Annotated in this window: 26 protein-coding genes; 17 read left to right on the plus strand and 9 right to left on the minus strand. The window is 65.7% G+C overall.

Translation table 11 applies throughout. From position 1 onward, the window contains the following. Nucleotides 1-37 precede the first annotated feature (37 nt). The 3 genes from lepB to era all read left to right on the plus strand — a co-directional run bounded on the left by lepB (nt 38) and on the right by era (nt 2,711). The gene (lepB, locus tag IFR23_RS18905) at nt 38-847 is read left to right on the plus strand and encodes a signal peptidase I (RefSeq protein WP_192977183.1); all 810 of its coding nucleotides are present in this window, start codon (nt 38-40) and stop codon (nt 845-847) included. Further along, on the plus strand, nt 844-1,506 hold the full coding sequence (gene rnc / locus IFR23_RS18910; RefSeq protein ID WP_107954640.1) for a ribonuclease III: 663 nt from the start codon (nt 844-846) through the stop codon (nt 1,504-1,506). The genes lepB and rnc overlap by 4 nt, the downstream gene beginning before the upstream one ends. A gap of 281 nt (nt 1,507-1,787) precedes the next feature. Beyond that, a complete protein-coding gene (gene era / locus IFR23_RS18915; RefSeq protein ID WP_235518981.1) occupies nt 1,788-2,711 on the plus strand; it encodes a GTPase Era in 924 nt (307 codons plus the stop codon). Nucleotides 2,712-2,970: 259 nt separating this feature from the next. On the opposite strand, the gene IFR23_RS18920 is transcribed toward era, so the two are convergent. Next, nucleotides 2,971-3,669 carry an NAD-dependent deacylase gene (locus tag IFR23_RS18920; RefSeq protein ID WP_192977184.1) on the minus strand — a complete coding sequence of 233 codons (699 nt, stop codon included), beginning with the start codon at nt 3,667-3,669 and terminating at the stop codon, nt 2,971-2,973. Nucleotides 3,670-3,886: 217 nt separating this feature from the next. On the opposite strand from IFR23_RS18920, the gene IFR23_RS18925 reads away from it, so the two are divergent. The 4 genes from IFR23_RS18925 (at nt 3,887) to IFR23_RS18940 (ending at nt 7,651) form a co-directional block, all read left to right on the plus strand. After that, the gene (locus IFR23_RS18925) at nt 3,887-4,681 is read left to right on the plus strand and encodes a hypothetical protein (protein WP_192977185.1); all 795 of its coding nucleotides are present in this window, start codon (nt 3,887-3,889) and stop codon (nt 4,679-4,681) included. A gap of 217 nt (nt 4,682-4,898) precedes the next feature. Then, complete coding sequence (locus IFR23_RS18930; RefSeq protein WP_056489828.1) at nt 4,899-6,416, plus strand: fumarate hydratase; 1,518 nt, start codon at nt 4,899-4,901, stop codon at nt 6,414-6,416. 44 nt (nt 6,417-6,460) lie between these two features. Beyond that, nucleotides 6,461-7,087 carry a hypothetical protein gene (locus IFR23_RS18935; RefSeq protein WP_192977186.1) on the plus strand — a complete coding sequence of 209 codons (627 nt, stop codon included), beginning with the start codon at nt 6,461-6,463 and terminating at the stop codon, nt 7,085-7,087. Between the two features lie 69 nt (nt 7,088-7,156). Continuing rightward, the gene (locus IFR23_RS18940; RefSeq protein ID WP_192977187.1) at nt 7,157-7,651 is read left to right on the plus strand and encodes a DUF2501 domain-containing protein; all 495 of its coding nucleotides are present in this window, start codon (nt 7,157-7,159) and stop codon (nt 7,649-7,651) included. A gap of 684 nt (nt 7,652-8,335) precedes the next feature. On the opposite strand, the gene IFR23_RS18945 is transcribed toward IFR23_RS18940, so the two are convergent. Continuing rightward, complete coding sequence (locus tag IFR23_RS18945) at nt 8,336-8,911, minus strand: hypothetical protein (RefSeq protein ID WP_244655799.1); 576 nt, start codon at nt 8,909-8,911, stop codon at nt 8,336-8,338. A 112-nt stretch (nt 8,912-9,023) separates the two neighbouring features. Here IFR23_RS18945 and IFR23_RS18950 point away from each other — a divergent pair, with 112 nt between their 5' ends. Then, nucleotides 9,024-9,401, plus strand: a complete 378-nt coding sequence (locus tag IFR23_RS18950) for a PRC-barrel domain-containing protein (protein WP_056065550.1) — start codon at nt 9,024-9,026, stop codon at nt 9,399-9,401. Between the two features lie 51 nt (nt 9,402-9,452). On the opposite strand, the gene uvrB is transcribed toward IFR23_RS18950, so the two are convergent. Beyond that, nucleotides 9,453-11,651 (minus strand): excinuclease ABC subunit UvrB, encoded by a 2,199-nt coding sequence (gene uvrB, locus IFR23_RS18955; RefSeq protein ID WP_192977188.1) that lies wholly within the window; start codon nt 11,649-11,651, stop codon nt 9,453-9,455. 166 nt (nt 11,652-11,817) lie between these two features. Here uvrB and IFR23_RS18960 point away from each other — a divergent pair, with 166 nt between their 5' ends. Further along, entirely contained in the window at nt 11,818-12,648 is an 831-nt protein-coding gene (locus IFR23_RS18960) for a ferredoxin--NADP reductase (RefSeq protein WP_056065556.1), read from the plus strand. A 165-nt stretch (nt 12,649-12,813) separates the two neighbouring features. Then, nucleotides 12,814-13,200: a VOC family protein gene (locus tag IFR23_RS18965; protein ID WP_056489810.1), complete on the plus strand. Its 387-nt coding sequence runs from the start codon at nt 12,814-12,816 to the stop codon at nt 13,198-13,200. Nucleotides 13,201-13,491: 291 nt separating this feature from the next. On the opposite strand, the gene IFR23_RS18970 is transcribed toward IFR23_RS18965, so the two are convergent. Then, nucleotides 13,492-14,655, minus strand: a complete 1,164-nt coding sequence (locus IFR23_RS18970) for an MBL fold metallo-hydrolase (protein WP_192977225.1) — start codon at nt 14,653-14,655, stop codon at nt 13,492-13,494. Between the two features lie 119 nt (nt 14,656-14,774). Between IFR23_RS18970 and IFR23_RS18975 the strand changes: the two genes are divergently transcribed. Beyond that, entirely contained in the window at nt 14,775-16,355 is a 1,581-nt protein-coding gene (locus tag IFR23_RS18975; protein ID WP_192977189.1) for an amidase, read from the plus strand. A 33-nt stretch (nt 16,356-16,388) separates the two neighbouring features. On the opposite strand, the gene IFR23_RS18980 is transcribed toward IFR23_RS18975, so the two are convergent. From IFR23_RS18980 to trmB, 3 genes are all read right to left on the minus strand, one after another. Further along, the gene (locus IFR23_RS18980; protein ID WP_192977190.1) at nt 16,389-16,784 is read right to left on the minus strand and encodes a DUF4345 domain-containing protein; all 396 of its coding nucleotides are present in this window, start codon (nt 16,782-16,784) and stop codon (nt 16,389-16,391) included. Next, nucleotides 16,781-17,239: a DUF2721 domain-containing protein gene (locus IFR23_RS18985; RefSeq protein WP_056053043.1), complete on the minus strand. Its 459-nt coding sequence runs from the start codon at nt 17,237-17,239 to the stop codon at nt 16,781-16,783. Before IFR23_RS18985 ends, IFR23_RS18980 begins: the two co-directional genes overlap by 4 nt. Nucleotides 17,240-17,393: 154 nt before the next feature. Next, a complete protein-coding gene (gene trmB / locus IFR23_RS18990) occupies nt 17,394-18,074 on the minus strand; it encodes a tRNA (guanine(46)-N(7))-methyltransferase TrmB (protein ID WP_192977191.1) in 681 nt (226 codons plus the stop codon). Between the two features lie 64 nt (nt 18,075-18,138). On the opposite strand from trmB, the gene IFR23_RS18995 reads away from it, so the two are divergent. The 4 genes from IFR23_RS18995 to IFR23_RS19010 all read left to right on the plus strand — a co-directional run bounded on the left by IFR23_RS18995 (nt 18,139) and on the right by IFR23_RS19010 (nt 21,249). Next, nucleotides 18,139-18,963, plus strand: a complete 825-nt coding sequence (locus tag IFR23_RS18995) for a formate/nitrite transporter family protein (RefSeq protein ID WP_192977192.1) — start codon at nt 18,139-18,141, stop codon at nt 18,961-18,963. Then, nucleotides 18,963-19,592, plus strand: coding sequence for a phosphatase PAP2 family protein (locus IFR23_RS19000; RefSeq protein ID WP_192977193.1), 630 nt, complete (start codon nt 18,963-18,965; stop codon nt 19,590-19,592). The genes IFR23_RS18995 and IFR23_RS19000 overlap by 1 nt, the downstream gene beginning before the upstream one ends. A 143-nt stretch (nt 19,593-19,735) precedes the next feature. After that, on the plus strand, nt 19,736-20,020 hold the full coding sequence (locus IFR23_RS19005; RefSeq protein ID WP_107963164.1) for an LptM family lipoprotein: 285 nt from the start codon (nt 19,736-19,738) through the stop codon (nt 20,018-20,020). A 149-nt stretch (nt 20,021-20,169) separates the two neighbouring features. Beyond that, on the plus strand, nt 20,170-21,249 hold the full coding sequence (locus tag IFR23_RS19010; RefSeq protein WP_192977194.1) for an AI-2E family transporter: 1,080 nt from the start codon (nt 20,170-20,172) through the stop codon (nt 21,247-21,249). Between the two features lie 393 nt (nt 21,250-21,642). Here IFR23_RS19010 and metK read toward each other — a convergent pair whose 3' ends face one another. Next, complete coding sequence (metK, locus tag IFR23_RS19015) at nt 21,643-22,860, minus strand: methionine adenosyltransferase (RefSeq protein ID WP_107963296.1); 1,218 nt, start codon at nt 22,858-22,860, stop codon at nt 21,643-21,645. Between the two features lie 72 nt (nt 22,861-22,932). Beyond that, complete coding sequence (gene lnt, locus IFR23_RS19020) at nt 22,933-24,465, minus strand: apolipoprotein N-acyltransferase (protein ID WP_192977195.1); 1,533 nt, start codon at nt 24,463-24,465, stop codon at nt 22,933-22,935. A gap of 354 nt (nt 24,466-24,819) precedes the next feature. On the opposite strand from lnt, the gene IFR23_RS19025 reads away from it, so the two are divergent. Both IFR23_RS19025 and IFR23_RS19030 read left to right on the plus strand, forming a co-directional pair. Next, nucleotides 24,820-25,239 carry a VOC family protein gene (locus IFR23_RS19025; RefSeq protein WP_192977196.1) on the plus strand — a complete coding sequence of 140 codons (420 nt, stop codon included), beginning with the start codon at nt 24,820-24,822 and terminating at the stop codon, nt 25,237-25,239. A gap of 26 nt (nt 25,240-25,265) precedes the next feature. After that, nucleotides 25,266-25,568, plus strand: coding sequence for a polyhydroxyalkanoic acid system family protein (locus IFR23_RS19030; protein WP_056051730.1), 303 nt, complete (start codon nt 25,266-25,268; stop codon nt 25,566-25,568). Nucleotides 25,569-25,578: the final 10 nt, after the last annotated feature.

The raw sequence follows: 25,578 nt of genomic DNA on the forward strand, positions 1-25,578 counted from the left end.
GCTTGACGATAGGCGCGGTCTGCGCAAACCCGCGCACATGGCAAATGACGTGAAGACCAAACCCGTACGTTCCGAAACGAGCGAAACGTTCCGCTTCCTGCTGAAGCTCGCGCTGGTCGTGCTGATCCTGCGCAGCTTCATCTTCGCGCCGTTCAGCATCCCGTCCGAATCGATGCTGCCCCGGCTGTTGATCGGCGACTATCTCTTCGTCTCGAAGTGGAACTACGGCTATTCGCGCTGGTCGCTCCCCGCCGGCATACCGCTGATCCCCGGCCGCATCTTCGGCAGCACGCCGACGCGCGGCGACGTCGTCGTCTTCCGCGCACCCGAAGTGCTCGACCACGACGTCATCAAGCGCGTCATCGGCCTCCCCGGAGAGACCATCCAGATGCGCCAGGGCACCGTCTACCTCAACGGCAATGCCATTCCGAAGCTCCGCATCGCCGACTTCACGATCCCGCTGACCGAGAACTTCAATGCCGAGAAATGCGGCGCGCCGTTCGTCGACGTGGTCGCCAACGTGCAGATCTGCCGCTACCCCCGCTTCCGCGAAACGCTTCCCGGCGGCCGCAGCTACGAAGTCCTAGACCAGGCCGAACTCCCCGATCGCGACGACACCGGGCTCTACACGATCCCCGCCGGCCACATCTTCGTGATGGGCGACAACCGCGACGACAGCGGCGACAGCCGTTTCCCCGCACCGCAGGGCATGGGCTACGTCCCGCTCGCAAACGTCGAGGGCAAGGCGATCGTCAACTTCTTCTCGACCGACGGCGATGCCGAATGGCTGAAGCCGTGGACCTGGGTCAGTGCCGCGCGCTGGAGCCGTATCGGGGAAGGCTTTTGAGCGATCTCGCCGGCTGGCTAAAGACGCTCTTCGGCCGCGCACCGACCAACCTCGCCCCCTATGAGCGCGCGCTGACGCACGGCAGCCAGGCCGCGGCCAACTACGAACGCCTCGAGTTCCTAGGCGACCGCGTACTCGGCCTGATCATCGCCGAATGGCTGTACGAACTGTTCGCGACCGACCCCGAGGGTTCGCTGTCGAAACGCCTCAACGCGCTCGTCACCGGCCCGGTCTGCGCCGACGTCGCGCGAGAACTCGGCGTCCGCGCGCACCTCAAGCTCGGCAAGCAGGCCCGCGACGACGGCGCCAGCGACAGCGACAACGTGCTCGGCGACGTGATGGAAGCGCTGATCGGCGCCTGGTACCAGGAAGCCGGCCTCGACGCCGCGCGCGCCTTCGTCCGCGGCGCCTGGGGGGATAGGGTGCAAGCCGGCGCAAAAGCCCCGCAACACCCCAAGTCCGCCCTCCAGGAATGGGCCGCCGCCCACAACCGCAAGCCCCCCGAATACACCATCGTCGAACGCACCGGCCCCGGCCACGCTCCGAAATTCACGATGCTGGTGTCAGTCGGCAAGCTCGCCGAAGCGACCGCAACAGGGTCTAGCAAACAGGAAGCCGAGACTGCCGCGGCCAAGGCATTGCTCGAGAAGCTCGGCTAAGAAGGTTGGTTCACGCGGAGACGCGGAGCCGCGGAGGTTGTGCGATTGGAACTCAGGCCGTGCCCCGAACGCCTCCGAGCTAATCGGCGGTGCATAATTGAAGACGGCGCGAGCCCCATCCACACCATCTCCGCGGCTCCGCGCCTCCGCGTGAACCAACTTCTCTTTCCTGAACTGTGAACCGAGCGACGACGGGCAGGGCCGCAGTTTGGCGGGAATGACGCGAGGGCGTTTTGTCTATATGACCGCCCCCGAATATCCCGATGCCGAAAAGAGCCTAAGTGACCGAACCTACCACGCCTGAAATCTCCGCCCCAAAGCATTGCGGCCTAGTCGCCATCGTCGGCGCGCCGAACGCGGGCAAGTCGACACTCGTCAACGCGCTCGTCGGCCAGAAGGTCGCGATCGTCAGCCCCAAGGCGCAGACGACGCGCGCCAAGCTCATGGGCGTCGCGATCGAGGGCGACACGCAGATCCTGCTCGTCGACACGCCCGGCATCTTCGAGCCCAAGCGCCGCTTCGACCGCGCGATGGTCGCGGCTGCCTGGGGTGGCGCGGAGGGCTCCGACATCATCGCGCTGGTGGTCGACGCGAAGGGCGGGATCGGCGGCAAGGTCACCACGATCGTCGAATCGCTGGTCGGCCGGACCGAGCCGATCTGGCTGATCCTCAACAAGGTCGACCTCGCCGACAAGACCAAGCTGCTGATCCACGCCGAGAAACTCAACGCACTGCTCCCCTTCGCCGAAACGTTCTTCATCAGCGCCGGCACCGGCGACGGCCTCGCCCACTTCAAGACGCAGCTCGCCAAGGCGATGCCAGAAGGTCCGTGGCACTACCCCGAGGACCAGGTCTCCGACTCGACCGAGCGCGCGCTGGCATCGGAAGTCACGCGCGAGCAGCTCTATCTCCAGCTCCACGCCGAACTCCCCTATGCGAGCACGATCGAGACCGAGCAGTATATCGAACGCCAGGACGGCAGCCTCGAAATCCACCAGCAGATCCTCGTCGAACGCCCCACCCAGCGCGCGATCGTGCTCGGCAAGGGCGGCGTCCGCATTAAGGAAATCGGCGCCCGCTCCCGCATCGAACTCGCGTCGATCACCGGCAAGCCCGTGCATCTGTACCTGCACGTAAAGGTCAAACCCGGCTGGGACGAAGACCGCGAAGTCTACCGCGACATGGGCCTCGACTGGGTCGACTGAACCCACCCAAGAGACTGTTCCCCCGCGAAGGCGGGGGCCCAGACTGGACTCCCGCCTTCGCGGGAGAACAAATCTTCTGTCGACCACTAGGTGCGCCGAAGCCACCAACTCACAACCACCCCGGCGAAGGCCGGGGCCCAATTGGGGGACGTCCATAACGGCGGCCGGCGCATCGTTACTGCAACCTCTCCAATTGGACCCCGGCCTTCGCCGGGGGGGGGCGATGTGGCGTAGCGTCCGCTTAAGCGGGGGAGCAAGCCTAGGACAGAACCTCCTCAACCCAAGCCGGCACCAACACCCCAGCCGCACCGATCCGCGTCTCCTCGAAGAACACGCTCCCCATCGACGGATCAAGGTTCAGCTCAAGCGTCCGCGCACCATGATTCGCCGCGGTCTGCACGAACCCCCCCGCCGGATACACCGCGCCCGAAGTCCCGATCGACACGAACAGATCCGCCTTCGCCAACGCCGCCTCGATCCGCTCCATCTGGTACGGCATCTCGCCAAAGAACACGATGTCCGGCCGCAACGCCGCCGCCCCGCACGCGCCGCACACCGACCCCTCCGGCAACGCCCCCGTCCAAGCCTCACGCGCGCCGCAAACGGCACACAAGGCCGACAACAACTCGCCATGCATATGCAGCATCCGCGTCGCGCCCGCTCGCTCGTGCAGATCGTCGACATTCTGCGTGACGATCAGCAGCTCGCCGTCCCAAGCCGCATCCAGCCGTGCCAGCGCATGGTGCGCGGTGTTAGGCTCGACCGTCGCCAGAGCCGCGCGCCGCAGATCGTAGAACCGGTGCACCAGTTCGGGATCCGCCGCGAGCGCCTCGGGGGTGCACACGTCTTCGACACGGTGCCCCTCCCACAAGCCGCCCGGCCCGCGAAACGTCGCGATCCCGCTTTCCGCCGAGATGCCCGCGCCCGTCAGGACGACGATGTTTCTGATATCCTGCATCGGCACATTCTAGGCGGGGCAGCGCCGCGCGGAAAGCCGAAGTCGGCCTGCCGCCGCCGAAATGGCCTTCCGGTCGCCCGCCCGCCCTGTCCATGCGATGCGACCGATTGTCCCTTCCGGCGTTGAGGTACATCGACCATATCATCATGGCCGTCTGCGAACCGATCGCCGGTGCCGTCTCGGCGCTACGCTTTGATATTGTGAAGGATTTACTGCGATGTTGACGAAAAAGCTGATGCTGCTGAGCGGCATGATCGCGGTCCTCGGCGGCTGTGGTCAGACGACTTCGACGGACTCGAACACCTCGACCGCAAACATCGCCATGGGCAACACCAGCGCCGCGGCGAGCGCGACCCCGGCGGTCAACCGCGTCCGCGGTGTCATCACCGCGATCGGCGCCGACGCGCTGACCGTCCAGACCTATGACGGCGAGTCGGCCACCGTGCCGCTCGACGCCAACACCAAGTTCGCCTGGGTGGTGAAGTCCGACCTGTCGACGCTCAAGGACGGCGATTTCATCGGCACCGCGACGACCGGCCCCGACGACGCCCTGCGCGCGGTCGAACTGGTCATCTTCCCCGAGGCGATGCGCGGCACCGGCGAGGGTCATTATCCCTGGGACGTCCCCGGCGCGGTCGCGGCTGCAGGCGGCGGCACAAACGGGTCCAGCGCAATGACCAACGGCACCGTCGACGGGCAGAGCGCGATGACCAACGGTACGGTCGATGGCCAGAGCGCGATGACGAACGGCACGGTCGCGCAGCAGAGCGGCATGACCAACGGCACCGTTACAGGCGGTGCAGGCAAGCCCGGCGAGACCAAGCTTAGCATCTCGTACAAGGGCGGTAAGGCACAGGTCGTCGTTCCCGTCGGCACGCCGATCGTCCGGTTCGAGCCGGCCCAGCGCACGGTCCTCGCCAAGGGCCAGAAGCTGTTCGCGATCATCTCGGCGGACTCCAAGGGCGCTAGGTCGGTCGCAGTGGGCAAGGACGGCCTGACGCCACCGATGTAATCGCACTAACCATTTGTTATAACTGGGAAAGGTCGGGGTGGCGCTGAGGTCATCCCGACCTTTTCCGTTTGGTGGCATCGTAGATGAGAGGGCACGTTGGTGTGACCTTATCGTAACCTTTGGCCGTTTGCGCCCCGATCACCGCAACGACCCCATCTTCAAAAATCGCGCGATCGCCGCTAAGACCCCGGCAAACCTGTATCCGTAAAGGCGCTGCATGACCGTCATCACCGAAGCCGACCTGATCGAAAGCGTCGCCGACGCGCTCCAGTTCATCAGCTACTACCACCCGATGGACTATATCCGTGCGCTGGGTGTCGCGTACGAGGCCGAGCAGAGCCCCGCCGCCAAGGATGCGATCGCGCAGATCCTCACGAACAGCCGGATGTGCGCGGAGGGCCACCGCCCGATCTGTCAGGACACCGGGATCGTCACGATCTTCGTCAAATGGGGCCAGGATTGCCGCCTCGAGTCGACCCGTTCCTTGCAGGAAGTGATCGATGAAGGCGTGCGGAAAGCCTATCTCAACCCCGAGAACAAGCTGCGCGCGTCGATCCTCGCCGACCCCGCCTTCACCCGCCGCAACACCAAGGACAACACGCCGAGCGTGATGCATGTCGAGATGGTGCCCGGCAACACCGTCTCGATCGACGTCGCGGCAAAGGGCGGCGGCAGCGAGAACAAGTCGAAGTTCAAGATGATGAACCCATCCGACTCGATCGTCGACTGGGTGCTCGAGATGATCCCGCAGATGGGCGCCGGCTGGTGCCCGCCGGGGATGCTCGGCATCGGCATCGGCGGCACCGCCGAGAAGTCGATGATCCTCGCCAAGCAGTCGCTGATGGGCTCGATCGACATGGCGCAGCTGAAAGCGCGCGGCCCCAGGAACGACATCGAGGCGCTGCGGATCGAGATCTACGACAAGGTCAACGCGCTCGGCATCGGCGCGCAGGGGCTGGGCGGCCTGTCCACCATCCTCGACGTCAAGATCTTCGACTGGCCGACGCACGCCGCGTCGAAGCCGGTCGCGATGATCCCCAACTGCGCCGCCACGCGCCACGCGCATTTCGTGCTCGACGGCTCGGGCCCGGTGTATCTGGAAGCGCCGAAGCTGGAGGAATGGCCCGACGTCAACTGGACGCCCGACAAGGCCGCGATCCGCGTCGATCTCGACACGCTGACGCCCGACGTCGTGCAGACGTGGAAGCATGGCGACCGCCTGCTGCTCAACGGCAAGATGCTGACCGGGCGCGATGCGGCGCACAAGCGGATCAAGGACATGCTCGATGCGGGCGAGCCGCTGCCGGTCGATTTCAAGGGTCGCGTGATCTATTACGTAGGCCCGGTCGATCCGGTCGGCGAGGAAGTCGTCGGCCCGGCGGGACCCACCACCGCCACGCGAATGGACAAGTTCACCCGGATGATGCTCGACCAGGGCCTGCTGGCGATGGTCGGCAAGGCGGAGCGCGGGGGCGATGCGACCAAGGCGATCGCCGAGGCCAAGTCCGCGTATCTGATGGCGGTCGGCGGGGCGGCGTATCTGGTCGCGCGCGCGATCAAGGGCTCGAAGGTCGTCGGCTTCGCCGATCTCGGGATGGAGGCGATCTACGAATTCGAGGTCAGCGACTTCCCGGTGACCGTCGCGGTCGATTCCGCGGGCGAGAACGTCCACCAGCTTGCACCGCTGGTGTGGCGCGAGAAGATCGCGCGTGAAGGCTTGCTGACGCCGGCATGACGACCCGCGCACGCAGAAGGGGGCAGGGCCCCGTCCAGTGGGTCGTGGCCATCCTCCTTCTGCTTGCCGTCGCGGTGGTCTACACGCCGCAGTCGCTAGCGTTTCCGTACAAACAGCGCGTCGGCACCGTCACCATCTTTGCTGAGCGTCCGATCGATCCGCGTATCGCCAGCGAACTGGCGCACGCGGAAGGGTTGTTGCGCGCCAGCCCGATCTACACCGGGCCGCTCGATCGGTCGCTGTTCCTGACGGACGGCGGCTGGCGGTGGCGCCTTCTGGCGATCCAGTCGCCGGGCGCCTTCGCGTTCCGCCGGCCCTTCAGTTCGGCGATCGTCTTCAACCGCAGTGACGTCGCCGCGGATCGCGTCACGAACGGTCGTGCGATCGGTGGTACCCGGACGCTGTCCGGCGTGATCGCGCACGAGACGACGCACATCATGATCGCCAACCATCTTGGCGAAGTGCGCAGTGCTATGCTCCCGACTTGGCAGCAGGAGGGGTATGCGGATCATGTTGCGCGCGAGAGCAGCCTGACGGACGCGGAGGCCGCACGCCTTCGCAGGACCGATCCGGCGGCGCCGGCGCTGGCATATTACGATGCCCGCCGACGGGTGGCGGCGGCGTTGAGCGCCAAGCGCGGATCCGTCGACGCGTTCTTTGCGGGCGGCTGAGCGAAGCCGAGCTCGGAACGCACCCCCGCCAGTCCTGTTGGTAATACGACCTTATCGGAGCTCCGTATCATGCCCAAGACCGCAATCGCCCTCGTCGCAGCCTTCGCCCTCGCGACCTCCGCATCGGCCCAGACCAGCGCACCCGAGTCGGCGTCGACGCAAAACGGTCTTGGCGGTCTGGGTGGACTTGGCGGCCTCGGTGGCCTGCTAGGTGGTGCGTTGCCGAGCGTCGGATCGATCGGTGCCGGGAACGCGGCTGGCCTGCTCGGGTATTGCCTAAAGAACAATCTGCTCGGGCAGGGCGGCGCGCTTGGCGCGCTGACCGGTGGGCGGAATGCACCGCGAGCGGGCAGCACCACGAGAGCCCAGGCGACCGGCGCGCAATCGATCCTCCAGCGACTGACGGGACGACAGGGTGTGCAGACGTCGCCGGGCTATGCCGCCGGACAGGATGGCGAAGTGCAGGCACCGAACGGCCAGGCGTTTTCGCTCGACGACCTCGGCGGGCAGGTGAAGACGCGGATGTGCAACATCGTCCTCAACCGGGCGAAGTCGTTCCTGTAAGGCCGCGGTCTTGGGCAGCCGGCGCCTCGACGGGGCAAAGCGTAGCATGTGCACCTAAACCAGCATGTTTCCCCGCGAAGGCGGAGATCCAGACTGGGCTCCCGCCTTCGCGGGAGACCAAGGACGTGCGCTGCCCCTTCGATCTGGCACGGACGGCGGCGTGCCAAACGTCCCGGAATCTCTGGATAGTTTCGGCACACAATGCCGCAAAACTTAACCGATCAAGTACGTAGCGCTGTGGAGTCTGGAACTGGCCTCACATTAGGCGGCGCGGGCCGGGCAATGGGTTTGCCCCCGAGCGCAGCATGCCAACACGCCCCGTAGTTCTCACAAACGAAAAGAGGCTGCCGGATCGTCTCCCGACGAACCGACAGCCTCCTGACATGGTCAGCGGCCGGAGAGCTCCAGCCCGGAGGACCATGCGTACCACCTATCCTGTGACACACGCGTTGACTGGGAGAGGATACTCCCCACGCATGTCGGCGGCGTTAGCGGTGCGTCCTCCGAACGAACCGAACCGAACTCACTGCTGAACCATGAGACATCGGATCACCTCCTTTCGCTTGTTGAAACAACGCGGCCAAGCCTGACCGCAACGCCAATGTGTGCCGACCGCGCCTGCGATACAAGCCTTGTTTTACGGAAGTTTTCGGTCAATCCTGTGCGACTGCCGGTTCGTCGATATCAGCCGCGGCAATCCTCGGTGACGCGCTCGATCTCGGCCCAGGCGGGCACGACCAGCGGCGGCAGGTCGGCCTGCTGGACGACGAACCGCCCTCGGCTGAACCCCATCGCCTCCAGCAACGAATCGTTCGGCATCAGCGCAGCCGCGACATAGGGCGGCGTGCCTCCGGTCGGCTGTACGGACACGGCGCGCGTAACGCTCGACGTGCGGATCGTCAGCGGCGTCGGCGTACTGCCCGCGCGCGACAGATATACCTGGCGCGCCGTAGTGTCGCACCGCACCGTCAGCGACGCGTCGGCATTGGCTGGCCCGAACAACGCAATCGAACCGCGGGCATCGCGGCGGTACACCCACGTCCCCGGCGAATACGGCCAGTCGCGCCAGTCGGCAGCAATCGGTGCCGGACGCGGCTCCGGGGCCGGGGCCACGGTGCGCGGCGGGGGCGGCGCTTCCGCACGCGGAGGCGGTACGCAGCCCGCGATCGACGCTAGCGTCGCCAGACCGGCAAGTCGCGCCAGGACGCGGGGGCGGGCAAGCGATCGCAAGCCGACGAGGTGAAGGGACGGTGTGCGCATCGCATCGCTATGCGGCACGCCCGGCGGTCGCTCAAGTACGACGAAGCGCGCCCGGCGGGAACCGCCGCACGGTGATACCGGTTCAACGACGGAAGAAATCAGGAGAACGTCAATGTCCGATACCGCCGCCCAGACGCCGACCCAGCTACTCGTCCAGTCGAACATCTCCGGCACGATGAAGGTCGAGAGCCGCGACGGCGACAATGTCGGCTCGGTCCACGCGTTCATGGTGCATAAGGGCACCGGCCGCGTCACGCATGCCGTGCTCAGCCTCGGCGGCTTCCTCGGCATGGGCAAGAGCTTCTACCCGCTGCCGTTCGCGCTCCTCCAGTTCGACGCCGTCCGCGACCTCTACGTCGTCACGATCGACAAGCGCGTCCTCGAAGGCGGCCCGAGTTGGGCGAACAACGCACCAGTGTTCGACCAGGCCTATGCCGACCGCGTCGCAAGCTATTACGGGTCGAGCAGCGAAGACCTCGTCGTCGGCTGAGTTGCACTTCGACCGGTGCGGGTGAGTTGCCCGCACCGGTCACGTCCGCGGTCACCGCGATCGCGATCCCCCCATCCGCATTTTCTGGCTCTTGCCGTAACGCGTTTTTCGCGTGCCTGGCTTGCCCTCGTTAGAGCGACCCATGACCGGCGCTTTCTGCTGGTCGACTGGCAGGCCGAGCTCCTCGTTCTCCAGCTGGCGGATTTCATCGCGCAGTCGCCCTGCGGTCTCGAACTCCAGATCCGACGCAGCCTTGCGCATCTGCTTCTCGAGGTCCTCGATATACGCGCGCAGGTTGTGACCGACCATGTGCGGGCGGTCCTCGTCGATCGGGATCGTCACCTGATCCTGGCTCGCCACGTGCGCGATGATGTCGCCGATGTTGCGGCGGATCGTCGTCGGGGTGATGCCGTGCTCGGTGTTGTACGCGACCTGCTTCTCGCGGCGGCGCGAGGTTTCGTTCATCGCGCGCTCCATCGATCCGGTGACGCGGTCGGCGTACAGGATCACGCGGCCATCGACGTTGCGCGCCGCACGCCCGATCGTCTGGATCAACGACGTCTCGGACCGCAGGAAGCCCTCCTTGTCCGCATCGAGGATCGCGACCAGCCCGCATTCGGGGATGTCCAATCCCTCACGCAACAGGTTGATGCCGATCAGCACGTCGTACACGCCGAGCCGTAGGTCGCGGATCAGTTCGATGCGTTCCAGCGTCTCGACGTCGCTGTGCATGTAGCGGACTTTTATGCCCGCTTCGTGCATGTATTCGGTCAGATCTTCTGCCATCCGCTTGGTCAGGGTGGTGACTAGGGTGCGGTAGCCGAGCGCGGTCGTTTTGCCGACCTCGACGATCAGGTCCTGGACCTGTTCCTCGACCGGCTTGATCTCGACGGGCGGATCGATCAGTCCGGTCGGGCGGATGACTTGCTCGGCGAACACGCCGCCGGTCTGCTCCATTTCCCAGCTGCCCGGGGTCGCCGAGACATAGGTCGTCGGCGGGCGCATCGCGTCCCATTCGTTGAAGCGCAGCGGGCGGTTGTCGATCGCCGACGGCAGGCGAAAGCCGTATTCCGCCAGTGTCAGTTTGCGACGGTGATCGCCGCGCGACATGCCGTTGATCTGGCCGATCGTGACGTGGCTCTCGTCGACGAAAAGCAAAGCGTTGTCCGGGAGATATTCGAACAAAGTGGGTGGCGGTTCGCCAGGCATGCGGCCGGTGAGGAAGCGACTGTAATTCTCGATCCCCGCGCAGGAGCCGGTCGCCGCGATCATCTCCAGATCGAAGTTGGTGCGCTGCTCGAGCCGCTGTGCTTCCAGCAGCTTGCCCTCCAGCACCAGCTCCTTCAGCCGCTCGGCGAGCTCGTGCTTGATCGCCTCGCCCGCCTGCTTGAGCGTCGGGCCGGGGGTAACGTAATGCGAGTTCGCGTACACGCGCACCGAGTTCAGCGACGCGACCTTCTTGCCGGTCAGCGGATCGAACTCGATGATCTCCTCGATATCGTCGCCGAAGAACGAGATGCGCCACGCGCTGTCCTCGTAATGCGACGGGAAGATCTCCAGCGTGTCGCCCTTCACGCGGAAATTGCCGCGCTGGAACGCCGCGTCGTTGCGCTTGTACTGGAGCGCGACGAGCTTCCGCACTATCTCGCGCTGGTCGACCGTCGTGGCCTTCTTCAGGTCGAAGATCATCGCCGAATAGGTCTCGACCGAGCCGATGCCGTACAGGCATGACACCGACGCGACGATGATCACGTCGTCGCGTTCGAGCAACGCGCGGGTAGCGGAATGCCGCATCCGGTCGATCGACTCGTTGGTCGAGGATTCCTTCTCGATGTAGGTGTCGGAGCGCGCGACATACGCCTCGGGCTGGTAATAATCGTAATAGCTGACGAAATATTCGACCGCGTTGTCGGGGAAGAACGATTTCATCTCGCCGTACAGCTGCGCGGCGAGAATCTTGTTCGGCGCGAGGATCAGTGCGGGGCGCTGGACGCGGTTGATGACGCTGGCCATCGTGAAGGTCTTGCCCGAGCCAGTGACGCCGAGCAGCACCTGGTCCTTCTCGCCGTCGCCGATCGCGGAGACGAGTTCGGCGATCGCGGTCGGCTGGTCGCCCGCGGGTTCGTACTCGCTGACGAGGTTGAACCGCTTGCCGCCCTCGACCTTGTCGGGGCGCGCGGTCGGGCGGTGCGGGACGAAGCTTTCGCCGGTTTCGGGCTCGGCGAGGCTGGTGCGGATCTGAATGGCCATCGAGGGGGAATATGGGGAACATGGCCTGAGTCGGCAACGGCCACGGGACCTGTTTGGCCGATGCCAAGTTTAGCTGTTGTTGACCCGTCCGGCTCGCGCCCATAATGCGACCGTTTCGCAAGCCATCGATCCGCCAGCGCCCGCGCGCAGGCCAAGGAATAGACGCATGACCGCCCCGACCGTCGAAGCAACCCGCGCGCCCGCGCTGATCCCCGAGACCCCCGCGTTCCTCAACGCCAAGGTGCTGTGGGTGCGTCACTGGAACGAACATCTGTTCAGCTTCGCGATCGAGCGGCCATCGACCTTCCGCTTCCGCTCGGGCGAGTTCGTGATGATCGGTCTTCCGCAGGAGGGCGGCAAGCCGATCATGCGCGCCTATTCGATCGCGTCCCCGCATTATTCGGAGGAGCTGGAGTTCCTGTCGATCAAGGTCGAGGATGGCCCGCTGACCTCGAAGCTTCAGCTGATTCAGCCCGGCGACGAAGTGTATCTCGGCAAGAAGCCGACCGGCACGTTGGTGCTCGACGCGTTGCTGCCGGGGAAGCGGTTGTTCATGTTCTCGACCGGCACCGGACTCGCGCCGTTCCTCAGCCTGATGCGCGATCCCGACGTCTATGCGGCGTATGAGCAGGTGATCGTCGTGCACAGCGTGCGCCGCGTGAGCGATCTCGCCTATCATGACGAGATGGTCGGGCTGCTGGCGGAGGACCCGCTGATCGCGGACGAGGCGCAGACCCAGTTCCACTACATCCCGACCGTGACGCGCGAGCCGTTCCGCACGACGCGACGGATCGGTGCGCTGATCGAGGATGCGTCGCTGTTCGGCCACCCGGTCCGCGGCGAGCAGAAGCTCAACCCCGAGACCGACCGCGCGATGCTGTGCGGATCGACCGAGATGATCAAGGAATTCGCGGTGATGCTCGAGGCGCAGGGCTTCGAGGAGGGCGCGAATTCGAAGCCGGGTACGTTCGTGATCGAGCGCGCCTTCGTCGGCTGATGGCATTAAGCTTTGGGTTCCCCCGCGAACGCGGGGGCCCAGGGATTACTGCACCATCCATGCCGGGAGGGTTCGGGCCTGGACCCCGTCTTCGCGGGGGAACAGCTAGTTGCGTCCCCCGCGTAACCCGCCGATATCGCTCCTTATTCATAAGAGGAGAGACCCATGATCGGTTACGCGACGCTCGGCACCAACGACATCGACTCGGCGCTCGCGTTCTACGATGCGCTGTTCGCGACGGTCGGCGGCAAGCGCCTGATGCAAATGCCCGACGCGCGCCAGTTGACCTTCTACGGCGCGGGCCCCGACAAGCCGATGCTGGTGATCGGCAAGCCCTATGACGGCGCGGCCGCCACCGCGGGCAATGGTACGATGGTCGCGCTAGCGGCGGATTCGCGCGAGCAGGTCGACCAGGTCTACGCCAAGGCGATCGAACTCGGCGGCGCGGACGAAGGCGCTGCCGGCACGCGTGGACCTGAGGAGATGGGCTTCTACGGCGCATATTTCCGCGATCCGGACGGCAACAAGCTTTGCGTGTTCAAGATGGGGTGAGGTGCGTGCTGTGTTCGGCGCCTATCGCGTCCGAGCAGGTACACCTCCCCGGCGAAGGCCGGGGCCCAGTTGAGGAACGTCGCTAACTTAACGCGGTCTTCCGTTACTGCGACCTTTCCAACTGGGCCCCGGCCTTCGCCGGGGAGGTCGGATGTGGAGCCGGCGTTACCCTTCATCCTCCTTGTTCTCCCGCGAAGGCGGGAGCCCAGTCTGGGTCCCCGCCTTCGCGGGGAAACAAGCTTACTAGCTTGAAGAGGATACCCGACGAACAGCTTCGGAGTGACGGAGAATTTAGCGGAGCGCGCGAACCTGTGGCGTATCGAGGCATTTAAGCAAAGCCTCCCGCGGCATCGGCGTAACCGCCGCCGGCTTCACATACCCCGCAACCTCCGTCGGATGCCCGATCGCCACCGGCGCAAACCCAGTCTGCCCCGTGCACCGCATCGCCGCCGCCAGCAGTTTCGGCGGCGTATCATATCCCTCGAACGACAGCCGGAACGTTCCCCAGTGGATCGGGATCGCGTGCGCGGCGCCCAGCCGGCGATACACCTCGACGGCATCGACTGGCCCGATATGGCTGCCCGACTCCATCTGCCCGTCGACGAACCGGAACGCACCGATCGGGATCAGCGCCAGCCGGATCGGCCCCAGCGCCGCGGCTTCGACCGGCCATTGGCCGTCGCCCATCCCGGTATCGCCCGCAAAGAACACGTTCCCGCCCGGCAGGGTTACGACGAAGCTCGACCACAGCGCGCGATTTCTGTCGGTGAACCAGCGGCTGCCCCAATGATGGTTGCGCGTCACGACGACGTCGACGCCGGGCTTGATCGCCACCCGCTGGCCCCAGTCGAGCGCGGTCGCCTGCGCGCCGGTCTGGCCGATCACGCTGTCGTTGCCCAAGCTCGTAACGATCCGCGGCCGATCGCGCTGCCAGAGCCGCTTCAGCGTCGCCTTGTCGAGATGATCGTAATGATTGTGGCTGACCAGCACGAGGTCGATCCCGGGCAGCGCATCGAACGCGATCCCCGGCTCGGCGACACGACTCGGCCCCGTGCCGAGCGGCCCGGCCTTCTCCGCCCAGACCGGATCGGTGAGGATGTTGAGCCCCTGCGTCTGGATCAGCACGCTCGCATGGCCGACCCACGTCACGACCATCCGCTCACCCTCGACGCGGGCGGGCGGCGCGATGCGGTTTACCGCGACCGATGTCGGCCACGCAGGCCGCCCATCGCTGCCGGTGAAATAGCGCCAGAAGAAGCTCGCACGCCCCCCGCCGGCCGGCTGGATCTGCTGCGTGTCGGCGTCGTTGTCGGGATTGGCGAAGTGCGCGCCGTCGAAATGGCCACTCGCGGGCCCACGATAGTAGATGCGGTCGAGGAAGCGTGGGACGATCGTCACCGCCAGCGCGACGATCACGACCGCCAGCAGCACGATGCCCCCGACGATCTTCAACACGAGACGCACGCCATTCCCCTATCCGTTGCCGATCCGTAACGCATTGTGTCGAGCATCGTTCAGACCGCTTGGCGTGGATGCGCAACCCCGATAGCCTCGCACCAAAGGGGATTCGCAAAATGCGTAAGGTTATCATCGGGCTATTGCTCGCAACCGCCGTTCCAGCCGTCGCGAGCGCCAAGACGGTCGCGGTCGAGGAACAGTCGATCGACCAGCTCCAGGCGGCGATGACGTCCGGCAAGGCGAGCAGCGTCGACCTCGTCCGCGCCTATCTCGCGCGGATCGCGGCGATGGACCGCAAGGGGCCGACTTTACGCGCCGTCATCGCGCTCAACCCCGAAGCGCTGGCGCAGGCCAGGGCGCTCGACGCCGAACGTAACGCCGGGCGCATCCGTGGGCCGCTCCACGGCGTGCCGGTGCTGATCAAGGACAATGTCGAGACCGCCGACGCTATGCCGACGACGGCCGGCAGCCTCGCGCTGAAGGATAACATGACCCGTCGCGACGCGCCCGTGGTCGCGCAACTCCGCGCCGCGGGGGCGGTGATCCTGGGGAAGACCAACCTCAGCGAATGGGCGAACATCCGCTCGACTCGGTCGATGAGCGGCTGGAGTGCGGTCGGCGGCCTGGTCAAGAATCCCTACGCGCTCGACCGGACCGCGTGCGGATCGTCGAGCGGCTCGGGCGCGGCGATCGCGGCGAGCTTCGCGGCGGCGGCGATCGGCACCGAGACCGACGGCTCGGTGGTGTGCCCGTCGTCGCTTAACGGACTGGTCGGGTTGAAGCCGACGCTGGGCCTCGTGAGCCGCACGCATGTCGTGCCGATCAGCCACAGCCAGGATACGCCGGGGCCGATGGCGCGGAGCGTGCGCGACGTCGCGACGCTGTTCTCGGCGATGATCGCGGCCGATCCTGCCGATGCCGCGACCGCGGGGGCAGGGGCTTACCAGCGCGACTATGCGGCGGGGCTGTCGACCAGCGCGCTATCGGGCCTGCGCATCGGCGTGATCCGGCCCGAGATGACCGCGGACCTTGCGGCGAAATACCAGGCCTCGCTTGATGTGTTGAAGGCTGCGGGCGCGGTGCTGGTCGAGGTCAAGCAGCCCAAGCTCGATGGGCTCGGCGAGGCGGAACTCGTCGTGCTCCAGACCGAGTTGAAGGCCGATCTCGACACCTATCTCGCGACCACGCCAGCGGCGGTCCGCACGCGGACGCTCGATCAGGTCATCGCGTTCAACACGGCTAACGCGGCGACCGAAATGCCCTTCTTTGCGCAGGAGACGTTCGAGGCTGCGGCGAAGACCAAGGGGTTGAACGATCCGGCGTACAAGGCAGCGCGCGCGAAATCGCTGCGGCTGGCGGGTGCGGAGGGGATCGACGCGATGCTCAAGGCGGCGGGCGCTACATTACTGGTCGAGCCGACCTACGGCCCCGCGTGGCTGAGCGAGCCTGTGTACGGTGATCAATATGGTGGCCCGAGCTCGAGCGGACTGCCGGCGGTGGCGGGCTATCCGAACCTGACCGTGCCGATGGGGCTGGTTCGCGGTTTGCCGGTCGGGCTGTCGTTCATCGCGACGAAGTATGGCGACGCAGCGGTTCTCGGTGCCGGCTATGCGTATGAGCAGAGGGCGAAGGCGCGGGTCGCGCCACGGTATCTGCCGACCGCCGATGCCGGTCCGGGCCTGGACGCTGCACGCTGACCGCTCGATCCACCCCTTGGCGGGGGAGGATCGTCAGGCTCGGGTAGCCCGCTGCGCGAAATTCCACTGCCAGAGCATCAGCAACGGCACGACCACCGTCTCCATCACCAGCCCGAGCACATGGCCCTGCGACGGCACACCGACCGCGAGCAACGAGATCCCGCGCGACAGCCCGCCAACGAAGATCAACCCGCCCAGCAACCGAAACCGCGGTCCCTTGCGCTCGATATCCGGAATGCAACTGACGAAGCCCAGGCCGGTCGCGAAGAAGATGCCGGAGATATACCGGAAGTGGCTGTCGAGATCGCGTGGCACCTCGGTGAGATGGCCGAACGGCGTGGGGCCCTGCAGCACGCCTTGGCCACCGACGATCAGCGGCAACAGGCACGCGACCGCGATCACCGCCTGCAGCACGCGCTTCTCGATCATAACAGGTCCTTCAGCAACTCCGGCCGGATCCGGAAGGCCCGCAACGACATCCGGACCTCGAAGATAAACGAGACAAGCGCTGCGATCAGCAGGATCATCGCGAGGATGAAGCACAGCGCGACCGCGGTGCCGAAATGAAGCTTGGCGAGTTCGGCGATGAACAGCAGCGCGATTAGCACGCAGGTCATGATCGCGCTCGACACCGCTAGGAACAGCGCCGCGTTGATGATCGTCATCCGGCGGTCGAGCAACCGCAGCTCCCAGCCGTAGCGCGTGCGATCGGCCGCGGAAAAATTCGGGTGCAACTGCTCCAGCTTCCGCGCGCGGTCGATCACGCGCGACAATCGTCCGGCGAGTACGTTGAGCAACTGTCCGATGCCCGCCAGCATGAAGACCGGCGCAAGCGAAAGCTGGATCGTCTGGGCGATCGTCGAAATGGCGGGGATCGTCGGCATGCCGGCACCATGTGGGAAAATATGCCGGATAGGAAGATCGTGAACGTCGTCCGACCGATAGATCGTCGCAGTTTGGCCGTTGGCGTCTCAGACCCATACGCTTTGAAAGGCGCGGCTTTTCGATACCAAGATCGATGGCTTTCCCGGTATCCGGTCAGATCCGAATATACCGGTAATACCAGACCTCGTGCCCTTGCCGCCGCGCTTTCCGCTCGTACCGCGTCTCGGGCCAGTCGTCGGGGCGAGCCAGGAAGTCGTGCGGGGTGTTTGCCTGCCATTCGAAATCGCGGCGGGCGTTCATGATCATCATCGACCAGCGGCAATAGGTCGGATCGTCGGTGCCTAGCCGGAACTCCGCGCCTGGCTTCAGCTTGGCGGCGATCGTGTCGAGTGGGCCGTGGTTGACCATGCGGCGCTTCGCATGGCGTGCCTTCCGCCATGGATCGGGATGCAGCAGGTACAGCCGGTCCAGGCTGGCGTCGGGCAGGCGCTCGATCACTTCCAGCGCGTCGCCCATGTGCAACCGGACGTTGGTCAGTTCGCCGTCGCGGATGTGCGCGAGTGCACCGACGACGCCGTTGAGAAACGGCTCGCAGCCGATGAAGCCGACGTCCGGGTTCATCGCGGCCTGTCCCGCCAGATGCTCGCCCGCGCCGAAGCCGATCTCGACATGGAGCGGACGATTGTCGCCGAACAGCGTCATCGCATCGATCGGCCCTTCTTCGGGCACCGACAGCTCGGCGAGCGTTTCCTCGACGAGCGCGGCCTGGCCGAGACGCAGCTTGTGGCCCTGGCGACGGCCATAGAGGCGGCGGATAACAGAAGGATCGTTCATCGCGCGCGCTCTAGCGGGCGATTGCCTCGGAGCAAAGCATGACGCGAACCGTTACACGCTCGTAATGGTCGACAACGCTTCCAATTCGTCCGGCGAAGACGTCGAGGACCTCAAGGCCGCCGATGCGCAGGACCTGCACAAGGCCGTGCGCGAGGCGGGCGAGGAGGAACTCGACCGCCCGGTGTCGTCGCTGTTCTTCTCGGGGCTTGCCGCGGGCATGGCGATCTCCAGTTCGCTGATCGCGGAAGGTGCGCTGCATCAGGCGCTGCCCGACACGCCATGGCGGACAATCGTCGTGTCGCTCGGCTATCCGATCGGCTTCCTGGTCGTGATACTCGGGCGGATGCAGCTGTTCACGGAAAGCACGATCAGCGCGATGCTGCCGCTGGTGACGAAGCCGTCGAGCTGGGCGCTGAAGCGGACGCTGCGGCTGTGGGGCGTCGTGCTCGCGGCAAATCTGATCGGGACGGCAATTACCGGCGGCGCGATCGCGGCGGGGGTGCTCGGCAGCAGCGAGCTGCGCGGCGCGATGATCGAAGTGTCGATGCGGATCACCGAGCTGTCGGCCTGGGCGACGTTCGTCAACGCGATCCCCGCCGGGTTCATGATCGCGATCCTCGCCTGGTCGCTGCCCAACGCGCGGCAACAGGCGTTCCTGGTGATCTTCGCGATCACCTATGTCGTCGCACTCGGCGGGTTCAGCCATTCGATCGTCGGCTCGGACGAGGCGTTCCTGCTGCTGTTCTCCGGCCATGTCGGCGCATGGCAGACGTTGGTCGAATTGATACTGCCCGCGGTGCTTGGCAACTTGCTGGGCGGTGCGGGGTTGTTCGCCTTGCTCGCGCATGCACAGGTGCGCGGCGAGATGGACGGGCAGGGCGAGACGTGATGGGAAAGACCAAGGACGCCGCAAAGGCCGTCGAGAAGGTGGACCGCGAGGCGACGTACAAGGCCGCCGAGCACCGCGACGAACCGCTGGTCAAGGCGACCGGGTTCCTCGCCGAGATCGGCGACCAGCCGCAGCTCGTGGCGACGTCGATCGGCACGGTCGTGATCGGCCTGATCGCGCGCCGACCGGAGGTGATCCGCGGCGGCGTGCGCATGCTGGCGGCACACGCGGCGGCAACCTTCGTCAAGTCGGCGATCAAGGCGTCGATCGATCGCACACGCCCCGAAAAGGCGATCGAGGACGGCAAGGCGCGGTTCGAACCGGGCAACAGCGACGATCACGAGCAGACGTCGTTCCCGTCCGGTCACACCGCGGGCGCGGTTGCGGTCGCGCGTGCCGCGTCGCGCGACATTACCGGCGCGGGCGGTCCGGCGGCATTGATTTCCGGCGCAGTCGCAGCGGCGCAACCGGTGAACGGGAAGCATTATCTGTCCGATCTGGTCGTCGGTGCGGCAGTCGGCTGGATCGCCGAAGCGCTTGTCAGCGCGGTGTTCGACCGGGTTGCGCCCGTGGTCGAGACGGCGGTGGCGAACACGGCACCGTTGCTGATCGAGCACGCCAAGACCTGAACGCTGATGGGGCGGCACGGTGTTACCCGACGAACACACTCGCCGGCGAAATCGAAGATTTGTGAAGCTACGGAAAGAGATAGCGGAACCGTTACGCCCGCGTGACGGTTGCCACCGCATCGTAACTAGAATGGACTATCCCCATGAAGAAGCTTTCCATCGCCGTCACGCTCGCCGCCATGGCCGTCTCGCTCGCAGCATGCGGCGGCAAGGGCGATGACAAGCTCGGCAGCCAGGTCGAGAAGGCCGCGGACAACCGCGCCGACGCGCTCGAAGCGACCGCCGACAATCTCGAAGACCAGGCCGAGGCCGTCCGTGACAATGCCGAGCACCAGTCGGATGCGATCGACGATGCCGACGTGAACGCGCAGGCGATGCCGCAGGCGCAGAAGGATGCACTGATCAACGGCAGCGAGAAGCTGCGCTGATCTTCTAGGCGCTCCACCAGCGCCGGCGTCTTGACCGCCTTCCGGTACGCACCGGGGGGCGGTTTTGACGTTCTGAAACGAACCGGCTCGGCCGGCCAGTACGACGATACGAATACGACGACACCAATACGACGATAGGGGACACGGCAATGATCGACAGGCGTCGACTGGAAACGGGGGGCTTCATCACCTTCCTGGTGGCGATCACGATCGCGTTGTGCGTGGTCGTGTCGTCGTTCGCGGCGGCGTTGCTGTGGAGTGCGTTGGCGGCGATCCTGTTCCAGTCGCTCTACCAGTGGTTGCTCAAGCGCTGGCCCGACCGTCGCAATCTGGCGGCCGCGCTGACGTTGTTGATCATTTTCGTCGCGGTGATCGTGCCGACCTTGTTCATCGGCAGCCTGATGATCGACCAGTCCGCCTCGGTCTACGCCAAGCTGCAAAGCGGCCAGATCAACTTCGGCGCGTATTTCCAGCAGATTCACGACGCAATGCCGAACCGCATTCAGGGCGCGCTCGACAAGGCCGGGCTCAACAGCTTCGAACAGGCGCAGTCGCGCGTGTCGACCATTCTCGGCAACAGCGTCCGCTCGATCGCGGGGCAAGCGCTGTCGATCGGCCGTAACGCAGCCGCGTTCCTGCTGTCGTTCGGCGTCGGTCTGTACGTGACGTTCTTCCTGCTTCGCGACGGTGACAAGGTGGGACCTGCGATCCGTCGTGCACTGCCGTTCGAGCATTCGGTGGCGGCGAAGCTGGTCGACAAGTTCGTCGCGGTGGTGCGCGCGACGATCAAGGGATCGGTGATCGTCGGGCTCGTCCAGGGTGCTCTGGGCGGCCTGACCTTCTGGATCGTCGGCGTACCGGCGGCCTTGCTCTGGGGTTTGCTGATGGCACTCACGTCGCTGCTGCCTGCGCTCGGACCCGCGATCGTCTGGGTGCCGGTTGCGGTATACCTGCTGGCGACGGGCGCGATCTGGCAGGGTGTGGTCGTGATCGTCTCCGGCGTTGTGGTGATCGGCCTGGCCGACAATATCCTGCGGCCGATCCTGGTCGGGCGCGATACCGGGATTCCGGATTACATCGTGCTGGTGACGACGCTGGGCGGGATCGAAATCGTCGGGCTCAGCGGTATCGTTGTTGGCCCGCTGGTTGCTGCGCTGTTCCTGACTGCGTGGCAGATCCTGACCGAGCAGCGGCATGCTCAGGTTACCGACGCCGTTCGTCCTGAGTAGCCGCGGGGCGTGTCGTAGCGGCATGTCGAAGGATGGGTTAGTACGCGCCTCGCCCTTGATAACCCCTCTCCCCTCGGGGAGAGGGAGGGGCCCGCACGGCGAAGCCGGGTGGGAGGGTGAGGGGGAGTGAGGCTAGGGCCCTCTCCGCAACGCCCCTCACCCTTCCGTCGCCAAGCGGTTCCTCCCTCCCTCTCCCCGGCGGGGAGAGGGACTAGTAAGGCTCAATTTCCGCGGTGCGAACCAACCCCGACCGTCATCCTGACAGATCCAGAGCCATGATGGACGCCGCCAGTAACCCTGATCCTGACTTTTTTCAGGATGACCGAGTGAACAAAAAAGCCTCCCACGGACCGATCCGCGGGAGGCTTTTTTGCATCACCAAAGGCGTCGCTATTAGGCGACGGCAGCCTTCAGAGCATCGACCAGATCGGTCTTTTCCCAGGTGAACGTGTCACCCTCGGGCTCGCGACCGAAGTGACCGTACGCCGCCGTCTTCTTGTAGATCGGCGCGTTGAGCTTGAGGTGCTCGCGGATGCCCTTGGGCGTCAGGCGAACGAGCTTCGGCAGGACCGCCTCGAGCTTGGCTTCGTCGACGGTGCCGGTGCCATGCGTGTCGACGTACACCGACAGCGGCTCGGCGATGCCGATCGCGTAGCTCAGCTGGATCGTGCAGCGACGCGCAAGGCCGGCCGCAACGACGTTCTTCGCCAGATAGCGCGCGACATAGGCTGCCGAACGATCGACCTTCGTCGGATCCTTGCCCGAGAACGCGCCGCCGCCATGCGGGGCAGCGCCGCCGTAGGTGTCGACGATGATCTTGCGTCCCGTCACGCCGGCGTCGCCGTCGGGGCCACCGATCTCGAACTGGCCGGTCGGGTTGATGTAGATCGCGGTCTCGTCGGTGATGAAGCCGTCGGGCAGCACGTCCTGGAACACGCCCATGACATAGTCGCGCAGCACCGCGTACTTGGCGGCATCGGCGTTGTCGCCCTTCTCGCAATAGCCCGGTGCGTGCTGCGTCGAGACAACGAGTGCGGTCGCGCCGACCGGCACTTCGTTCTCGTACGACAGCGTGACCTGGCTCTTGGCGTCGGGCTCGAGGAACGGCGCGGCGCCCGAGTGGCGATCTTCGGCCATCTTGGCGAGGATCTTGTGGCTGTAATACAGCGTTGCAGGCATCAGGCCGGGGGTCTCGTCGGTCGCATAGCCGAACATGATGCCCTGGTCGCCGGCGCCTTCGTCCTTGTTGCCGCTCTCGTCTACGCCCATCGCGATGTGCGCGGACTGGCCGTGGAGGTTGTTCTCGAAGCGGAACGTCTCCCAGTGGAAGCCCGACTGCTCATAGCCGATTTCCTTGACGGTGTTGCGCACCGCGGCCTCGATCTCGTCGAGGACGCCGTCGGCCCACTGGTCGTTCTCGTAGATACCCTTGCCGCGGATTTCACCGGCGAGGACGACGAGTTGCGTGGTCGTCAGCGTCTCGCAGGCGATGCGTGCCTGCGGGTCCTTGGCGAGGAACAGGTCGACGATCGTGTCGCTGATCTGGTCGGCGACCTTGTCAGGATGGCCTTCGGAGACCGATTCGGAGGTGAACAGGAAAGACTTGCGCATGAGGGCCTCTTCGTCATGCCCGCCGGCGAACTGCCGATAGAGCGTCATATAAGGAAAGCTTTATATGACCTTCTAACGCTGGCGGCGGCGCAGGGCAACCGCGCTTGCAAGCATCAATCCGGCGACGATCGCAGCCATTGCATTGCCGACGCGCGAGAACAGCGTGGGCGGGAGCGCGGACGGCATCGGCTGCTCGATCGCGCCCGCCGTCTCGTGCGGCACGGTCGCGACGAGGCGGCCATCGGCGGCGATGATCGCGGAGATACCCGTGGGGGTCGCGCGGACGATCGGCAGCCCTTCCTCGATCGCACGCATCCGGGCCTGCGCGAGATGTTGCGGCGGACCCCATTTGCCGAACCACGCGTCGCTCGACGGGTTGAAGATCAGGCGCGGGCGGTGATTCGGGTCTACGGTGTGGCCGGAGAAGATGATCTCGTAGCAGATCTGCATGCCGATCGAACCGAAGCCGGGGAAGGCCAGGTTGGCCGGCCCCTTGCCCGAGGTGAAGTCGATGTCGCCGGGCACCAGACGCGCAAGACCGAGCGGTTTGAGCAGCCACGGGAGCGGCAGATATTCACCGAACGGCACCAGATGCGCCTTGTCGTAACGGCCGCGCAACCGGGCTTGCGAGTCCAGCGCGAACACCGAATTGGCGGCGCCCGATATGCGGTCCTGGCCATCGAACTCGAGCGCGGTGCCGCCCGTGAGGAGAATGTCCTCGGGGCCCAACAAGCGTGCGATACGACGGCGAAGATAGAGCGGGCTCGACCAGCCATAGGCGTAGAACGGATAGCCATCCTCGAGATAGTCGCGAACGACGCCTTCCGGCCAGACCACGAGGCGCGGTGTAGCGCCGCCCTGGCCGGAGAGCTTTTCGAGCGCGGAGAGCACGCGTTCGCCGTCGGATTCGTTGCGGTCTTCCTGACCGATATCGGGCTGGACCACGCGAACCAGAGGCGTGCCGGGGGCGGGGGGCGGTGCGTTGGTCCAGAGCGCTGAGATGGCGGCCAGCGCAAGCGCGGGGATCGCGATTGCGGGCAGGGTCCAGCGGCGCACGGCGAGCATCAGCAGCGCCCCGGCGGCGAGGATCGTCACGCCGGACAGCGCGTAGGTGCCGATCCAGGCGGACAGCCGCGCGATGCCGATCGCGGGGAGCCAGACGACGCTCAGCGGATCCCAGGCATAGCCGGTGAACAGCGTCGCGCGGAGCCATTCGGTCGCGATCCAGGCCGCGGCGAAGACGAGCACGAACGTCGCATCGGGCGTGACGGGGCGACGTGCCGTCCGCCAGGCCAATCCTGCGGCGAGCATCGGGAACAGCGCGAGATACAGCGCTAGGCCGACCGCGGCGAAATAGCCAAGCACCGGCGGCATCGCATCCTGAAAGTCGAACGCGTGCTTGAACCAGTTGTTGTTGACGGTGAAATGCCCGACCCCGAACACCCACCCGCGCCAGAGTGCACCGCGCAGGGTTGGAGCGTCGTGGACGAGCTTCATCCACAGCGCGAAGGCGACGAGAGTCAGCGGCCAGAGATCGAGCGGGGCGAACCCAGTGGCAGCGATCGCACCGAGGACGAGGCAGGCGAGGGCAGGGTAACGGTTCACGCTCGCGCTATGGCGTGGCGGAGGGAGCCGGGCAATCTCTTAGCCTCGGTTGGTTACTGCACCGCCGCCGCGCTCTCCACCACCCCGGCGTAGGCCGGGGCCCAACTGGAAAGGTGGAGTAACGACGCGCTGCCTTTCGTTAGCAACGTTCCCCAATTGGGCCCCGGCCTACGCCGGGGTGGTGCAGTGTGAGGGGTAGGGCGCCCGCATCAAAGTTTGTTCTCCCGCGAAGGCGGGAGCCCAGACTGGGCTCCCGCCTTCGCGGGAGAACAAGAACGCGCTCCGCCATGTACCACAGGCAAAGCACATAAACCCAAGGGTGACGAACCTACCTTCCCGACCTATCTTCCCCCAATGACCCTACGCCCCTTCCATCTAGCCTTCCCGGTCCACGACCTGGCCGCCGCCCGCACCTTCTACGGCAACACCCTCGGCTGCCGCGAAGGCCGCTCCAGCGACCACTGGATCGACTTCGACCTGTTCGGCCACCAGATCGTCGCGCACCTCGACCCTACGGCCAAACCCGTCGCGGTCGAGAACGCGGTCGACGGCCATGCCGTCCCGGTCCCGCATTTCGGCGTTGTGCTGACGATGGACGACTGGACCGCGCTGTCGGAACGCGTCACCGCCGCCGGCGTCCAGTTCGGGATCGCGCCGTACATCCGCTTCAAGGGCGAGCCCGGTGAGCAGGCGACGATGTTCTTTCTCGATCCCAGCGGCAACGCTCTCGAATTCAAGGCGTTCGCCAACGACGACATGATTTTCGCCACTTAAGGCCATACTCGATTCAAGGAACGCACATGGGCACTCCCATCACCGTCGACGTACCCCATCAGCTCGGCAAGGCGGCGGTTCGCGCGCGGCTCGACGGCAGCATCGACAAGATCGGCGCGAACATTCCCGGCGGTTCTGTGACCGATCACCGCTGGGATGGCGACACGCTGCACTTCACCGTCAAGGCGATGGGGCAGACGATTGCCAGCGCGGTCACCGTGTTCGAGACCAACGTCCACGCGGTCGTCGACCTGCCCGGGATCCTCGGCCTGTTCGCGAGCAAGGTGCAGGACATGATCCGCAAGGAAGCACCGAAGCTCCTCCGCTGAGATCGGGGAG

This window comes from Sphingomonas sp. CFBP 13603 (assembly GCF_014892665.1).
Classification (GTDB): Bacteria; Pseudomonadota; Alphaproteobacteria; order Sphingomonadales; family Sphingomonadaceae; genus Sphingomonas.

Bases quoted from the DNA above. Each gene is read 5' to 3' on its own strand.
- lepB (WP_192977183.1), top strand. From the start codon at position 38: ATGGCAAATGACGTGAAGACCAAACCCGTACGTTCCGAAACGAGCGAA.
- IFR23_RS18920 (WP_192977184.1), bottom strand. From the start codon at position 3,669: ATGCAGGATATCAGAAACATCGTCGTCCTGACGGGCGCGGGCATCTCG.
- IFR23_RS18925 (WP_192977185.1), top strand. From the start codon at position 3,887: ATGTTGACGAAAAAGCTGATGCTGCTGAGCGGCATGATCGCGGTCCTC.
- IFR23_RS18930 (WP_056489828.1), top strand. From the start codon at position 4,899: ATGACCGTCATCACCGAAGCCGACCTGATCGAAAGCGTCGCCGACGCG.
- IFR23_RS18940 (WP_192977187.1), top strand. From the start codon at position 7,157: ATGCCCAAGACCGCAATCGCCCTCGTCGCAGCCTTCGCCCTCGCGACC.
- IFR23_RS18945 (WP_244655799.1), bottom strand. From the start codon at position 8,911: ATGCGCACACCGTCCCTTCACCTCGTCGGCTTGCGATCGCTTGCCCGC.
- IFR23_RS18950 (WP_056065550.1), top strand. From the start codon at position 9,024: ATGTCCGATACCGCCGCCCAGACGCCGACCCAGCTACTCGTCCAGTCG.
- uvrB (WP_192977188.1), bottom strand. From the start codon at position 11,651: ATGGCCATTCAGATCCGCACCAGCCTCGCCGAGCCCGAAACCGGCGAA.
- IFR23_RS18960 (WP_056065556.1), top strand. From the start codon at position 11,818: ATGACCGCCCCGACCGTCGAAGCAACCCGCGCGCCCGCGCTGATCCCC.
- IFR23_RS18965 (WP_056489810.1), top strand. From the start codon at position 12,814: ATGATCGGTTACGCGACGCTCGGCACCAACGACATCGACTCGGCGCTC.
- IFR23_RS18975 (WP_192977189.1), top strand. From the start codon at position 14,775: ATGCGTAAGGTTATCATCGGGCTATTGCTCGCAACCGCCGTTCCAGCC.
- IFR23_RS18980 (WP_192977190.1), bottom strand. From the start codon at position 16,784: ATGATCGAGAAGCGCGTGCTGCAGGCGGTGATCGCGGTCGCGTGCCTG.
- IFR23_RS18985 (WP_056053043.1), bottom strand. From the start codon at position 17,239: ATGCCGACGATCCCCGCCATTTCGACGATCGCCCAGACGATCCAGCTT.
- trmB (WP_192977191.1), bottom strand. From the start codon at position 18,074: ATGAACGATCCTTCTGTTATCCGCCGCCTCTATGGCCGTCGCCAGGGC.
- IFR23_RS18995 (WP_192977192.1), top strand. From the start codon at position 18,139: ATGGTCGACAACGCTTCCAATTCGTCCGGCGAAGACGTCGAGGACCTC.
- IFR23_RS19000 (WP_192977193.1), top strand. From the start codon at position 18,963: ATGGGAAAGACCAAGGACGCCGCAAAGGCCGTCGAGAAGGTGGACCGC.
- IFR23_RS19005 (WP_107963164.1), top strand. From the start codon at position 19,736: ATGAAGAAGCTTTCCATCGCCGTCACGCTCGCCGCCATGGCCGTCTCG.
- IFR23_RS19010 (WP_192977194.1), top strand. From the start codon at position 20,170: ATGATCGACAGGCGTCGACTGGAAACGGGGGGCTTCATCACCTTCCTG.
- metK (WP_107963296.1), bottom strand. From the start codon at position 22,860: ATGCGCAAGTCTTTCCTGTTCACCTCCGAATCGGTCTCCGAAGGCCAT.
- IFR23_RS19025 (WP_192977196.1), top strand. From the start codon at position 24,820: ATGACCCTACGCCCCTTCCATCTAGCCTTCCCGGTCCACGACCTGGCC.
- IFR23_RS19030 (WP_056051730.1), top strand. From the start codon at position 25,266: ATGGGCACTCCCATCACCGTCGACGTACCCCATCAGCTCGGCAAGGCG.